Source organism: Nonomuraea sp. NPDC049637 (assembly GCF_040675235.1).
Lineage (GTDB): Bacteria > Actinomycetota > Actinomycetes > Streptosporangiales > Streptosporangiaceae > Nonomuraea.
Genome location: NZ_JBFAOM010000059.1, coordinates 13,426 through 26,399, shown reverse-complemented (window position 1 = coordinate 26,399; position 12,974 = coordinate 13,426). Strand labels below are relative to the sequence as shown.

13 protein-coding genes are annotated in these 12,974 nt (G+C 75.3%); 9 read left to right on the top strand and 4 right to left on the bottom strand.

Annotated features, from left to right (window positions below; genetic code table 11):
- The first annotated feature begins 85 nt into the window (after positions 1–85).
- Positions 86–1,879 (top strand): CocE/NonD family hydrolase, encoded by a 1,794-nt coding sequence (locus AB0J71_RS44295; protein ID WP_352326424.1) that lies wholly within the window; start codon positions 86–88, stop codon positions 1,877–1,879.
- A gap of 49 nt (positions 1,880–1,928) precedes the next feature.
- Here the strand turns inward: AB0J71_RS44295 and AB0J71_RS44290 are convergent, their stop codons facing one another.
- Entirely contained in the window at positions 1,929–2,960 is a 1,032-nt protein-coding gene (locus AB0J71_RS44290; protein WP_364420200.1) for a M20/M25/M40 family metallo-hydrolase, read from the bottom strand.
- Between the two features lie 92 nt (positions 2,961–3,052).
- On the opposite strand from AB0J71_RS44290, the gene AB0J71_RS44285 reads away from it, so the two are divergent.
- Positions 3,053–3,442: a PPOX class F420-dependent oxidoreductase gene (locus tag AB0J71_RS44285; RefSeq protein ID WP_352326421.1), complete on the top strand. Its 390-nt coding sequence runs from the start codon at positions 3,053–3,055 to the stop codon at positions 3,440–3,442.
- A gap of 19 nt (positions 3,443–3,461) precedes the next feature.
- On the opposite strand, the gene AB0J71_RS44280 is transcribed toward AB0J71_RS44285, so the two are convergent.
- Positions 3,462–4,043 carry a helix-turn-helix domain-containing protein gene (locus AB0J71_RS44280; RefSeq protein ID WP_352326420.1) on the bottom strand — a complete coding sequence of 194 codons (582 nt, stop codon included), beginning with the start codon at positions 4,041–4,043 and terminating at the stop codon, positions 3,462–3,464.
- A 128-nt stretch (positions 4,044–4,171) separates the two neighbouring features.
- Here AB0J71_RS44280 and AB0J71_RS44275 point away from each other — a divergent pair, with 128 nt between their 5' ends.
- Positions 4,172–5,320, top strand: coding sequence for an NAD(P)/FAD-dependent oxidoreductase (locus AB0J71_RS44275; protein WP_364420198.1), 1,149 nt, complete (start codon positions 4,172–4,174; stop codon positions 5,318–5,320).
- Between the two features lie 73 nt (positions 5,321–5,393).
- On the opposite strand, the gene AB0J71_RS44270 is transcribed toward AB0J71_RS44275, so the two are convergent.
- Positions 5,394–6,164 carry a methyltransferase domain-containing protein gene (locus tag AB0J71_RS44270; protein WP_352326417.1) on the bottom strand — a complete coding sequence of 257 codons (771 nt, stop codon included), beginning with the start codon at positions 6,162–6,164 and terminating at the stop codon, positions 5,394–5,396.
- Positions 6,165–6,321: 157 nt separating this feature from the next.
- On the opposite strand from AB0J71_RS44270, the gene AB0J71_RS44265 reads away from it, so the two are divergent.
- From AB0J71_RS44265 to AB0J71_RS44245, 5 genes are all read left to right on the top strand, one after another.
- Entirely contained in the window at positions 6,322–7,239 is a 918-nt protein-coding gene (locus AB0J71_RS44265; protein WP_364420196.1) for an NADP-dependent oxidoreductase, read from the top strand.
- A 332-nt stretch (positions 7,240–7,571) separates the two neighbouring features.
- Positions 7,572–9,338, top strand: a complete 1,767-nt coding sequence (locus AB0J71_RS44260) for an ABC-F family ATP-binding cassette domain-containing protein (protein ID WP_364420194.1) — start codon at positions 7,572–7,574, stop codon at positions 9,336–9,338.
- Between the two features lie 150 nt (positions 9,339–9,488).
- Positions 9,489–10,448: an alpha/beta hydrolase gene (locus tag AB0J71_RS44255; protein ID WP_364420192.1), complete on the top strand. Its 960-nt coding sequence runs from the start codon at positions 9,489–9,491 to the stop codon at positions 10,446–10,448.
- Entirely contained in the window at positions 10,445–11,752 is a 1,308-nt protein-coding gene (locus AB0J71_RS44250; RefSeq protein ID WP_364420190.1) for a sensor histidine kinase, read from the top strand. The genes AB0J71_RS44255 and AB0J71_RS44250 overlap by 4 nt, the downstream gene beginning before the upstream one ends.
- Positions 11,749–12,420 (top strand): response regulator transcription factor, encoded by a 672-nt coding sequence (locus AB0J71_RS44245; RefSeq protein ID WP_364420188.1) that lies wholly within the window; start codon positions 11,749–11,751, stop codon positions 12,418–12,420. Before AB0J71_RS44250 ends, AB0J71_RS44245 begins: the two co-directional genes overlap by 4 nt.
- A gap of 2 nt (positions 12,421–12,422) precedes the next feature.
- Here AB0J71_RS44245 and AB0J71_RS44240 read toward each other — a convergent pair whose 3' ends face one another.
- Positions 12,423–12,569 carry a TetR family transcriptional regulator gene (locus AB0J71_RS44240; protein ID WP_352326410.1) on the bottom strand — a complete coding sequence of 49 codons (147 nt, stop codon included), beginning with the start codon at positions 12,567–12,569 and terminating at the stop codon, positions 12,423–12,425.
- Between the two features lie 3 nt (positions 12,570–12,572).
- On the opposite strand from AB0J71_RS44240, the gene AB0J71_RS44235 reads away from it, so the two are divergent.
- On the top strand, positions 12,573–12,974 hold the full coding sequence (locus AB0J71_RS44235) for a hypothetical protein (protein ID WP_364420186.1): 402 nt from the start codon (positions 12,573–12,575) through the stop codon (positions 12,972–12,974).

Here is a 12,974-nt window from a genome sequence, read left to right as displayed (position 1 = left end):
GTGGCGGGGCTTGCCTCGGCGTGCCCGCTGGCATATGAGTGATGCACGCTCGTTCGGACGCCGCCGGCATGCACGGGGAGAGTCGATGAACATCCGCGGGAAGGCGACGGCCGCTGTGGCGGCCGGCGTCCTGGTCACGATCACCACCCTCGCCGCGGGCGGCCCGCCCGCCTCGGCCTCGGCGCCGGGGGTGACGCACGAGGACAACCCCCGGGTCCCCGCGGGCGCCGCGTGGACGGAGGCGTACTTCCCCTCCTCCGACGGCAGCGGCGTCGAGCTGCACGCCGACGTGCTCCGCCCGGCGCACCTGCCGGCCGGCGCGCGGACGCCGGTCATCGTCTCGGTCGGCCCCTACTTCGCCCACGCCGGGCAGACCGGCCCGGAGGGATGGGACCAGGTCGGGCCCTCGGCGCGCTTCCGGGACTTCGTGGACGGCGCCGGGCTGATGGCCCGCGGCTACACCTTCGTGATGGTCGACCTGCGCGGCTTCGGCGGCAGCACCGGCTGCCTCGACTGGGTCGGGCCGGGCGAGCAGGCCGACGTGCGGGCCGCCGTCGAGTGGTCGGCGGCCCAGCCCTGGTCCACCGGCAAGGTCGGCATGTACGGCAAGTCGTACGACGCGGTCACCGGCCTGGTCGGCAACAACCTCAGGCTGCCGAGCCTGAAGGCGGTCGTCGCCCAGGAGCCGGTCTGGAACATGTACAACTACCTGTTCAGCAACAAGGTCCCGCGGCCCAACGTCACGGGCACGCCGGAGGCGTACAACTCGATCGCGACGATGCCGCCGATGGCCGGCGACAGCGACCGGTACAAGGCGAACGCCCAGTACGAGACCGCCCACCCCGCCTGCCTGACCGACAACATCACCAACAACAACAATCCCGACCTGCGCTCGGCGTACTGGCGGGCCCGCAACCTGGCCGACCGGGCGGCCGGCACCAGCACGCCGCTGCTGGTCACCCAGGGCTTCATCGAGCCCAACACCAAGCCCGAGGACATGGAGGTCTACCTGGACAACCACCGCGGGCGCGAACGCGGCTGGCTCGGCCAGTGGGAGCACGTGCGCGGCAACGACACCGACGCCCAGGGCCGGCTGCTGCAGGGACGGGCCGGCTGGTTCGACGAGGTGATGCGGTTCTACGACCAGTACCTGCGCGGCGTGCGCCCCTCGGTGGACGACCCGGCGTACGCGATCGAGGACAGCCTCGGCGCCTGGCGCGCCCAGCCGGCCTGGCCGGTGGTCACGACGTCGTACGAGGCCCGGCTGTCGGCCGGCGCGTACCTCGACGACGGCGGCGGCGCCGCGGCGACGGCGACCACGGCCCCCTCCGGCCGCTGGGACATGGAGCACGCGCCGCCGCTCGAACCGCTCTCCACCGCCGAGAAGAGCTCGGCCAGGCAGAGCGCGGCCGCTTCGGGCAGCTTCTGGACCTGGTCCACGCCCGCCGCCGAGCGGCTCAGGCTCACCGGCACGCCGCGGATCAGGCTCGACGCGAGCACGACCGGCAACGTCATGGTCCGCCTGTGGGACGTCGCCCCCGACGGCAGGGCGACGATGTTCGACGAGAACGTGGCTCTGCTGGAGCGCCGCGGCCCGATCGCGTTCGACCTGAAGTCGGCCGACTGGACCTTCGAACCGGGCCACCGGCTGGGCGTGCAGATCGGCACCATCGAGTCCAACGGCTGGCTGGACGTGCCCTCGGGCAACACGATCAAGGTATCCGGCGCGCGGCTGAGCCTGGACCTGCTGTCCACGCGGCACGACGTGCCCACCCAGGGGGACCGCTCGCCGTACCTGGACCGGTACCTGGCGGCCTACACCACCACGCTCGGCGGCGTCGGCCCCGGCACCTTCCCGCTGCGGCTGTCCCGCCGCTGACCCGGCCGTCCCCGGCCCGGCGCGCGCCCGACGGACGGGCCGGGGAACGTCAGAGTGCCTCGCTCCGGGCGCGCAGGAACCCGGCCATCGCCTCGACGCCGACAGCGATCGCGCGCTCGTCCGCCACGAAGTCCGGGTCGTGCGGCGCGCCCCGCTCGCCCACGCCGAAGAAGAACATCGCCCCCGGCGCCCGCTCCAGGAACAGCCCGAAATCCTCCCCGTTGAACGGATAGGACGCGTGCAGCAGCAGGGCGTCCAGATGACGGGCGCCGGCTAGAGCCTGCTCCGGCGAGTTGACCGACGACGGATGACGGCCGACGAACCGCACGCGTGACCCGGCCTCGGCGCGCAGCAACGAGCGGATGCCGGCGTACCGGCTGTCCGGCCAGGCCCGGACCCACCCCTGCACGGCGTCCGGCTCGCGGTGGGCCTGGGCGTACACGAAGGTCGCCAGGGGGCCGTCCGGGATCTGCAGGTCGGCCGCCAGTTGTGCCATCTCCTGCGGGGTGGCCGGCGGCGTCACCGTCGACAGGCCCTCGACCAGCGCCTCGAAGCGCCGCGCCTCCTCCGGCGACAGGCCCTCGATGCGGAAGACGTCCTGGCCGGGGTGCCCGAAGCCCGGGGCCACCGCGAACGTGCCCGTGGGCAGGGGCGCGCAGTGCAGGGCGTACACCTCGCGCGGCGGGACCGGGTCCATGGCCCCGTCGCCGATCATAGCGCGGGCGCCCTCGCAGGTCTCCTCGGCGGGCTGGAAGAAGAAGACCGTCCGCCCCGGGCTTCGCTCGCGGGCCAGGGCGCGCGCGACGCCCACGCCGATCGCGGTGTGCACGTCGTGCCCGCACAGGTGGCCGGCGCCGCCGGGCACGGCGACCGCGTCCATGTCGGCCCGGTAGCCGATCGCGGGGCCGTCGCCGGCGTCCAGGACCGCGACCACGCCGTGGCCGCCGACGCCGGTCCGGACCTCCAGGCCCGTCTCCCGCAGCGCCGCCGCCACCAGGGCCGCGGTGCGCCGTTCCTGGCCGGCCGGCTCGGGGTGGCGGTGGATCTCGCGGCGTAACTCGATCAGGTCGTCGTCGCTCATGGCCGAATGCTGGCACATCATCCGGGACCCCAACTGCCGGGAAAGGGGTGGATTTGGGGTGACGCCGGTGTCAAGGTTGCATACTTCCCCGCATGATCTTCACGCAGGCAGAGCTCGACTACCTGGCCGGACAGCACCTCGGCCGGCTGGCCACCGTCTCCCCCTCCGGAGACGTGCAGAACAACCCCGTCGGCTTCTTCGTGGACGCGGCCACGGGCACGATCACCATCGGCGGGCACGCGATGGGCGCCTCCAAGAAGTTCAGGAACGTCCAGCGGGGCAGCACCGCCGCGCTCGTCGTGGACGACCTGGCCTCGGTCGACCCGTGGGTGGTGCGCGGCATCGAGATCCGGGGCACGGCGGTGGCGCTGGCCGACCACGAGCCGCCGGTGCCGTACTTCTCGCGGGAGGTCATCGTGATCACCCCGGTCAGGATCGTGTCGTGGGGGATCGACGGCGGGCGGTCGTCCCGGACCGTCTGAGGGCGCGGGCCGGCGCCGGCTAGCGCGGCGGGCGCCAGCCGTGCGCGAGAAGGTCGAAGACCTGCTCGACGGCCCCGCGAAGGTCCTGCCGCCCCCGCGTGAGCGCCGGCGTCTCCAGGACGAACCGGGCGAGCGCGTGGCAGGCGACGTCGTCGGGGGCCACGCCCGCGTCCTCGGCGATGGCCGCGCCCAGGGCGGCGGCGTGCCGGGTCCACATCCGTTCGTAGTACGCCAGCAGCGCCGGCGTGGACTCCACCAGCTCGGTGAACCCTTCCCGCAGCGGATGGGCCGCGACCTGCGGCCAGGACGCCAGCACGTGCCCGCGCAGCGCCTCGACGACGCTCTGGCCCTCCGGACGCCCGCGCACCGCCGCGACCAGCTCCGCCTCCCGGTCGGCCTCCTCGTCGAAGACCAGCGCCTCCTTGCCCGGGAAGTGCTTGAACAGCGTGGTGGTGGACACGTCGGCCGCCTCGGCGACGTCCCTGACGCTCACCCGGTCGTAGCCGTGCTCCAGGAACAGGCGCAGGGCGGCGTCGGCGATGGCTCGGCGGGTGGCGGCCTTCTTGCGTTCGCGGCGGCCGGCGACGGGTGGCGTGTCCATGCCGCCCACCCTACCAAAAGGTGGCATAGGTAAATTAGTTGACCGGTTGCACTTTTGTACTCGTTCTGCTTCTCTGGAACGGCGGCGCTCGCCGTACCCACCCCTGATCACGAACGAGAGGTCCAGCCATGCGCTCACCCGCACCCGCCACCGCGCGCATCCACGTCGTCGGAGCGGGCCCCGGCGGGCTCACCTGCGCCCGCATCCTGCAACGGCACGGCATCCCCGTGACCGTCCACGACCGCGACGCCCATCCGCGCGCCCGCGACCAGGGCGGCACCCTCGACCTGCACGCCGACGACGGGCAGATCGCCCTGCGCGAAGCCGGCCTGCTCGACGACTTCCTCCGGCTGGCCCGCCCGGAAGGGCAGGAGATGCGGCTGCTCGACCCGTCCGGACGGCTCCTCGACCACCATGTCCCGGCCGAGGGCGAGCTCCACAAGCCGGAGATCGACCGCGGTGTGCTGCGCGACCTGCTGCTCGGCTCGTTGGAGCCCGGGACCGTCCGGTGGGGCTCGGCCGTCGAGCAGGTCACCGGGCCAGCCGGCGGCCCGCGCCGGGTGCACTTCCGCGACGGCACGTCCATCGAGGCGGACCTGGTCATCGGGGCCGACGGCGCGTTCTCCCGGGTGCGGCCCGCGGTCTCGTCCGCGGCGCCGCGCTACACGGGGGTCACCTTCCTGGAGGCGTGGTTCCACGACGTCGAGAACGCCCACCCCGGCCTCGCCGCGCTCGTCGGCCAGGGCGGCGCCACCGCGGCCGACGGCGACCGCGCCCTGTTCGCCCAGCGCAACGGCGGCGACCACATCCGCGTCTACGTCATCCAGCGCCTGCCCGCCGGGTGGATCGCCGCGAGCGGCCTGAGCGCCGGCGACACCGCCGGGATCCGCGCCCGGCTGCTCGACGCGTTCTCCGGCTGGTCGCCGGACCTGCTCCGGATGATCACCGGCAACGACGGGCCGTACGTCGATCGCCCGCTGTTCGCGCTGCCCGTCCCGCACGTGTGGGCGCGGTCGTCCAGCGTGACCCTGCTCGGCGACGCCGCCCACCTCATGCCGCCGCTCGGCGCCGGCGCCAACCTGGCCATGCTGGACGCCTGCGAGCTCGCCCTCGCGCTGGCCGGCTGCGCCACGGTGGCGGAGGCCGTGGCCGCGTACGAGAGCACCATGCTCCCGCGCGCGGCGGAGACGGCCCGCGCCCTTGAGCACGGCGCCGAGGCGCTGCTCGAACGGCACGAGAGCGGCGAGCTCGCCGCCTTCGCCCCGCCCCACCGCTGACCCGGCCCCCACCGCTGACCCGGCCCCCGCCCTGACCCGGCCCCCGCCCTGACCCCGGCCCGGCCCCGGGGGCCTAACGCGTGGCCGCGGTCACGAACAGCGGCAGGGCGAGGAACAGCCGTCCCGTCCGCCCCCGTTCCCGCTGCTCGGCGAGCCAGCCCTCGGCCTCTGCCGCGCCGACCGTCCCGGCCGCACGCGCCTTCCCCGCGAGCTCGGCCAGCACGGGCACCATCGTCGCGTCGGTCATGACGCTGGTGTGCACCTCGACGGTGACGTCGGAGAAACCGGCGTCCAGCAGCAGGTTGCGGGTGCCGCGGACGACGCGGGGCGACCTGACGAGGTCGGCGCGGGCGTGCACGATCCGGCGGGTGAGCGCGGCGTCGCCGGAGTCGATGACGATGGTGTCCCAGTCCTGCCCGATCAGTACGATCCGCCCCCCGGGCGCGAGCACGCGCCGCGCCTCGGCCACGGCGCGGGCCGGGTCGTCCAGGACGTGGTACACCTTCTCGGCCCGGTAGCCGCGCAGCTCGCCGTCGGCGAACGGCAGCGCGTACGCCTCCGCCACCCGGAACTCGGCGGCCGGCCACCGCCCGGCCGCCACGCCGATCATCCGCTCGTCGGGGTCGACGCCGATCGCCCGCGCGCCCAGCCCGGCCATCTCCGCCGCCGCGCGGCCGGATCCGCAGCCGACGTCGGCCACCGCCGCCCGCGGGGCGAGGCCGAGCAACTCGTAGGAACGCGCCCGCAGCGCGGCCGCCCCGGGCAGGTGGTCCGCGAGGTCGAGCAGGGCGATGAGCGCGTCGGTCTCCTGGCCGGTACGGCCGGTCGTCTGGTTCTTGGTCATGTGCGGGATCCTGCGGCTTCAAGTGTGCTTGAAGTCAAGCCGCTTCCTGGGATCGACGGTCCTGGGAAGAGCGGTCCGTTCCGCCGCGGGCGCGGGAGCGGCAGGGTGGGCTGCGGCCGCGCGAAGGGCCGGTCCGGACGAGGAGGGTGATCAGGCGATGAAGGCTGTGCGGTTCCACGAGTACGGCGGGATCGACGTCCTGCGGGTGGAGGAGGTCGAGCGTCCGAGGCCGGGGCCCGGTCAGGTGCTGGTCGAGGTGCGGGCGGCCGGGATCCAGCCCGGCGAGACGATGATCCGCCAGGGGGCGCGGCACGGGCGCTGGCCGGCGACGTTCCCGTCCGGGCAGGGCAGCGATCTGGCCGGCGTGGTGGTGGCGGCAGGTCCGGAGGTGCGCGGGTTCGCGGTGGGCGACGAGGTGCTCGGCTTCACCCACCGCCGGGCGAGCCACGCGGAGTTCGTCGTGGCCGACGACGTGGCGCTGACCCTGCGGCCGGCGGGGCTGCCCTGGGAGGTGGCCGGGTCGTTGAACGTGGCCGGCACGACGGCGTACGCCACGGTGTTCGCGGTCGATCCGGGGCCGGGGGAGACGGTGGTGGTGTCCGGGGCGGCGGGCGGCGTCGGGTCCATCGCCGTGCAGCTCGCGCGGCGGCGCGGCGCGACGGTGATCGGGCTGGCGAGCGAGGCCAACCACGCCTGGTTGCGGGGGCACGGCGTCGTGCCGGTCGCGTACGGGGAGGGCGTGGCCGCGCGGATCCGGTCGGCGACCGGCGGGAAGGTGCACGCGTTCGTCGACACCTACGGGGACGGCTACGTCGACCTGGCGGTAGAGCTGGGCGTGCGGCCCGAGCGGATCGACACGATCTGCGACTGGGCGGGCGCGGCCAGGGTCGGCGCGCGGACGTACGGGGAAGGGGCGGCCGCCTGCGCGGTCGTGGTCGGGGAGCTGGCCCGGCTCGCCGCGCGGGGGGAGCTGGAGGTGCCGATCGCCCGCGTGTATCCGCTGGAGCGGGTCCGGGACGCGTTCGGCGAGCTGGAACGGCGGCACACCCACGGCAAGATCGTCCTCAGGCCGTAGCCGCGGGCCACTGACCGGTGGCGCGGATGCAGAACAGCGCGTGCACCTTTGGCCGGGTGGTGCGGACGGGGAGCAGCGTGTGCGGCGGGTCGTCTTCGGCCTCCGTCCGGAACCTCCGCGCCGGGGATGGGCTACGGTGGGAACGTTTGTGATCTACGGCCAGGAGACCGGACATGGCAGGTGACGACGACATCTCCGGGTGACACCGGAGGGTGATCGGCCCCGGCGGGCGCGCGTGAGCGCCGCCGACGTGGGCCTTTTCGTCGTTCCCCGAAACCCTGTCCCCTTCACCGGGCGGCTTCGGCGCGCCCGCGTCCTCCTCCGAGGTTCACATGCTCTCCAACCCCTGCCCGCCCGTCAGTGACGCGCTGCTGGCCCACGATCTCGTCCGGACGCTGGGCACGCGGCGCGTGCTCGACGGCCTCTCGCTCACCGCCGCCCCCGGCCGCCGGATCGGGCTCATCGGCGAGAACGGCGTGGGCAAGTCCACGCTGCTGCGCCTGCTGGCCGGCGTGGACGAGCCCGACTCCGGGACCGTCGTCCGCCCCGCCGACCTGGGCTTCCTGCACCAGGAGCTGCCGTTCGCGGCCGGCGACACGCTCGCCGACGTGCTCGACGACGCCCTGCGCGAGGCGCGTATGGACCTGGCCGAGCTCGACCGGCTCACCCGCGAGCTGGCCGGGTCGCCGGACGACGCCGCGCTGCTCGAAGCGTACGGGGCCCGGCTCGATCAGGCGCAGCGGCACGAGTCCTGGGACGCCGACCGGCGGGCGGAGATCGTCCTCGACCGGCTGGGACTGGGCGGCGTGCCGGGGACGCGGGCGCTCGGGACGTTGTCCGGCGGGCAGCGCGGCCGGCTCGCCCTGGCCGCGCTGCTGATCAGACGGCCCGCCGCGCTCCTGCTCGACGAGCCCACCAACCACCTCGACGACGCCGCCGCCGTCTTCGTCGAGGAGGAACTGCGCGGCATGACCGGCGTGGTCGTCGTGGCCAGCCACGACCGGGCCTTCCTCGACGCGGTCTGCACGGACCTGCTCGACCTCGACCCCGCCGTGGACGGCCCCGTCCGGTACGGCGGCGGCTACAGCGCGTACCTGACCAGAAGGCGCGCCGAGCGCGAACGCTGGGAGCGGCGGCACGCGGCCGAGCAGGAGGAACTGGACGAGCTGCGCCGCGCCGTCGCGGTGACCGCGCGGCGGGTCGCGCAGGACGGCCTGCGCCGCGACAACGAGAAGATGGGCTACGGCCACCGCGCCGGGCGGGTGCAGCAGCAGATCTCCCGGCGGGTGCGCGACGCCGCCCGCCGGCTCGCCGAGCTGGAACGCGAGCAGGTCCCCGCCCCACCGCCCCCGCTCCGCCTGCACCCCCGCCTCACCGCCCCCCTCCCTCCCCCCGCAGGCCCGGAGGGAGACCGTGAGGACGCGGCCATCCCTCTCCCTGAAGGTCCGCAGGGGGACCGGGGCGACGTCGCCCTCCCTTCTCCCGAAGGTCTGGAGGGGGACCGGGGCGATGCGGTGGGGCAGGGCGGGGGGCCGTTGGTGTCGGTGCGGGACGTCCGGGTGGCGGGGCGGCTCGCGCTCGACCGGCTCGACCTGCTGGAGGGGGACCGGCTGCTGGTCACGGGACCGAACGGCGCGGGCAAGTCCACCCTCCTCGCGGTCCTGTCCGGCGACCTGGAGCCGGCCGGGCCGGTACGGCGGCGGCCGGGCCTGACCGTCGGTCTGCTGCCCCAGGACACGACGTTCGAGCACCCCGGCCGCACGGTGCGGGAGACCTACGAGCAGACCCTCGGGCCGGAGCGCGCCGAGGCCGTGCCGCTGCGTTCACTCGGCCTGATCCGCGCCCGCGACGCGAACCTGCGCGTGGGGGAGCTGTCGGTCGGCCAGCGCCGCCGTCTCGCGCTGGCGCTGCTGATCGCCGACCCTCCCGACGTGCTGCTGCTGGACGAGCCCACCAACCACCTGTCGCCGGGCCTGGCCGACGAACTGGAGGCCGCCATCGCCGCGGACGGCCCCGGCGCGATCGTGGTGGCCAGCCACGACCGCTGGCTGCGCGCCCGCTGGCGGGGCCGCCGTCTGCACCTGCGCGGGGAGGGCTGACGTGCGGCCCGCAGGACTTGGGGGAGGGCGGGACGTACGTCCCGTAGTACCTGGGAGCTACGCGGGAAGTGAGCTCCGCAGCGGGAGGCGCGCGGCCGGGGGCGATCCGTAGCGTCGGGGGAACCGTCCCCCCCCGTCGGAAGGGTTCCCATGGGCAACCGCGGCAGCCGCCTCCTGCTCGCCACGCTCGTCGCCGCCTCGGTGGCGGGCCCGGCGGCGTGCGTGTCGGGGGAGGTGCCGGCGCCCGTCCCCGCCGCGGCGCCGCCGTCCGGGCTCGCCGGGCGGTACGCCGCCGGTCGCGCGGCGATCCTGGCGGCCGAGCGCGACGCCGTCCGGCGCGGCCACCGGCGCCGGGCCGCCGCGCTGCGCGAGATGGCCGATCCCGCCCGCCGGTTCCTGTCCTTCGACGGCCGCGACGCCGGCCGGGCCGTGGAGGTGTTCGGCGACCTGGCCACCGCCGCCCGGATCGCCGTGCTGGTCCCGGGCGCGGGCATCACCCTCGACAAGTACGGCCTGCTGCGCGGCGGCTCGATGCGCCTGCGCGCCGCGCTGGGCGACCGGTCGGCCGTGATCGCCTGGCTCGGGTACGCCACCCCGAGCAGCGTGAGCCTCCAGGCGCTGACCCTCGGCCGCGCCGACCGGGCCGCCCCCGCCCTGCGCGCCTTCCTGGACGAGCTGCGCGCCCTCCGTCCCGGCGCGCGCATCTCGCTGCTGTGCCACTCCTACGGCTCGGCGGTGTGCGGCCGGGCCGCGCCGGGGCTGGACGTGGCCGCCCTCGTCCTGTTCGGCAGCCCGGGAGCGGGCGCGGCCGACGTCGCGGCGCTGCGCACCCGGACGCCGGTGTGGGCCGGGCGCACGGCCGGGGACTGGGTCGGCCGGCTGCCGCACGCGTCCGTCGAGCTGCCGTCCGGCACCCTGGGGCTGGGCGGGGACCCGGTCGCGCCCGGGTTCGGGGCGCGGGTGTTCGACGCGGGCCGCGGCGGCCACAGCGACTACCTGGCGGCCGGATCCACGGCGCTGGCGAACCTCGCGCGGATCGTGACCGGTTCACCCGTAAGCTGGACCAAGGGCACAAGCCAGGACACAACGAACGTGGGCGAGGGCGGATGAGCAGGCTGCGCAGGGCCCTCGCCAGGCTGGGCGCGGACCTGTGGACCATGGCCCCCGACCCCCTGCCCCGCATGGGCGGCCCGCGCGCCCTGTCCCGGCTCCCGCACGTCGCCGTCGCCCTGTACGCGCTGGTCATGGGCCTGTACCCGGGCGGGGAGGGCATCGACCCGACCGTCCCGCTGCTGGCCATGGCCATGGCGGCGGCTATGGTGCTGGCGATGTGGCGCCCGCTGGCCGCCTTCTGGGCGACGATCGTCCTCGTGGTCGCCGGGGCGCGGTCGGGAATGGTGTACGTGTCGCACCAGCTGAGCTTCCCCTGGACGGTGCACCCCGAGACGTACGAGCGGCTGCCCTTCCCGCCCGCCGACCCGTCCGCCTTCCCGTGGACGGGCTCGGGCGTCGCCCTGCAGGCCGGGGTGCTGTTCCTGCTGGCGCTGCGGGTACGCCCCGGCGTCGCCGTCAAAGCACTGGCGATCACCACGCTGACCGTGGTGGCGATCGCGGTGCTCATGCCGGAGGCCAACGGGGGCGGGCTGGGCGCCACCGCCATGCTGGCCGACGCGGTCGCGGTCGCCGTCGGGGCCGGGGTGCGCCAGCTCAGGACGACCCGTACCCGGCTGGAGGCCCAGGAGGAGCTGACGGCCGAGGAGCGGGCCCGCCGCACGCTGCTGGAGGAGCGCAGCAGGATCGCCCGCGAGCTGCACGACGTCGTCGCCCACCACATGTCGGTGATCTCCATCCAGGCCCAGGTCGCGCCGCACCTGGTGGACGACCCGCCGCAGGAGCTGAGGGAGAACCTGGCCGGCATCCGGGAGAACGCCGTCGAGGCGCTGACCGAGCTGCGCCGCGTCCTCGGGGTGCTGCGCGCGCAGGACCAGCCGGCCGACGCGCCGCAGCCCACGCTCGACCGGCTGGAGGAGCTGCTGGCCAACGTGCGCGGCGCGGGCGTCACGCTCACGGCCGAGATCACCGGGCAGGCGCGCCCGCTGTCGCCGGGAGTCGAGCTGTCGGCGTACCGGATCGTGCAGGAGGCGCTCAGCAACGCCATGCGGCACGCCCCCGGCGCGGCGGTGGCGGTCCGGCTGACGTACCGGCCCGGCGCCCTGGCGATCCGGGTCGTCAACGAGCCGCCGGCCAGGCCGGCGCGGCCCTCGCCCGGCGCCGGGCACGGGCTGCTCGGCATGCGCGAGCGCGCCGCCATGCTGGGCGGCGACCTCGTCGCCGGGCCCACGCCGGACGGCGGCTACGAGGTCAGCGTGTTCCTGCCGGTCGACTCGCGGAAAGGCGTGCAGGCCACCTCATGACGAGCATCCGCGTGCTCATCGCCGACGACCAGGTCATGGTCCGCCAGGGCTTCACCGTGCTGCTCAACGCCGAGCCCGGCATCGAGGTGGTGGGCCAGGCCGTCAACGGGCTCGACGCCGTGGACAAGGTCGCCGAGCTGGACCCCGACGTCGTCCTCATGGACGTGCGCATGCCCGAGCTCGGCGGCATCGAGGCCACCCGCCGGATCGCCGCCCGTCCGGACGCGTCGGCGAAGGTGCTCGTCCTGACCACGTTCGACCTCGACGACTACGTCTACGAGGCGCTGCGCGCCGGGGCGTCCGGCTTCCTGCTCAAGGACGCCTCGGCGGCCGAGCTGGCCCACGCGGTGAGGGTGGTGGCGACCGGCGACGCGCTGCTGGCCCCGAACGTCACCAAGCGCCTGATCGCCGAGTTCACCCGGGTGAGCCGCGCGCCGCAGGCGCCGCTGAAGGAGCGCGTGGGCGACCTGACCGAGCGCGAGACCGAGGTGCTGGCGCTGATCGCGCAGGGCCTGTCGAACGCCGAGATCGCCGAGCGCCTGGTGATCGCCGAGCAGACGGTCAAGACCCACGTGAGCCGGATCCTGGTCAAGCTCGGGCTGCGCGACCGCACCCAGGCGGCGGTCTTCGCCTACGAGACGGGGCTGGTGCGCCCCTCGGGCTACTGACCTCAGGCGGCGGCCAGCCGGACGATCTCGCGCGGCCGGGCGGCGCGCACCCTGGCCACCGAACGTTCGAGCACGGCCAGCAGCAGGCCCTCCTTGCCGCCGAAGTGCCACGGGATGGACCCGCGGCTGATGCCCGACCGGGCGGCCACGTCGTGGAACGTGGTGGCCTCGTCGCCGCCCCCGACGCCGGCGACGCCCCTGACGCCGGCGAGCCGGACTTCGGGCCGTTCGACCAGGGCGTCGGCGCGATGTTCGCCCTGCCGACCACCAAGCTGTTCGTCACCCTTCTGGTCGAGGCGCTGGAGCCCGGCTCGCCCATCCGCGACCGCTACGTCGAGATCCACGACACGCTGCGCGACCACTGCAGGCGCTGGCTCGAACGCCTGCCGCTGCCGCCGGGCCTGCCGGTGGAGCCGCTGGCCGTCGCGCTGATCGGCGCCGGCATCGGCATCCACCAGCAGTGGCTGGTCGCCCCCGAGCGCGTCGACGCCGGCGCGGCCCTGGCCGCCCTGCGGGCCCTGGTCGCCGGGGCGCTGCCGCCCGCGCACGACTGA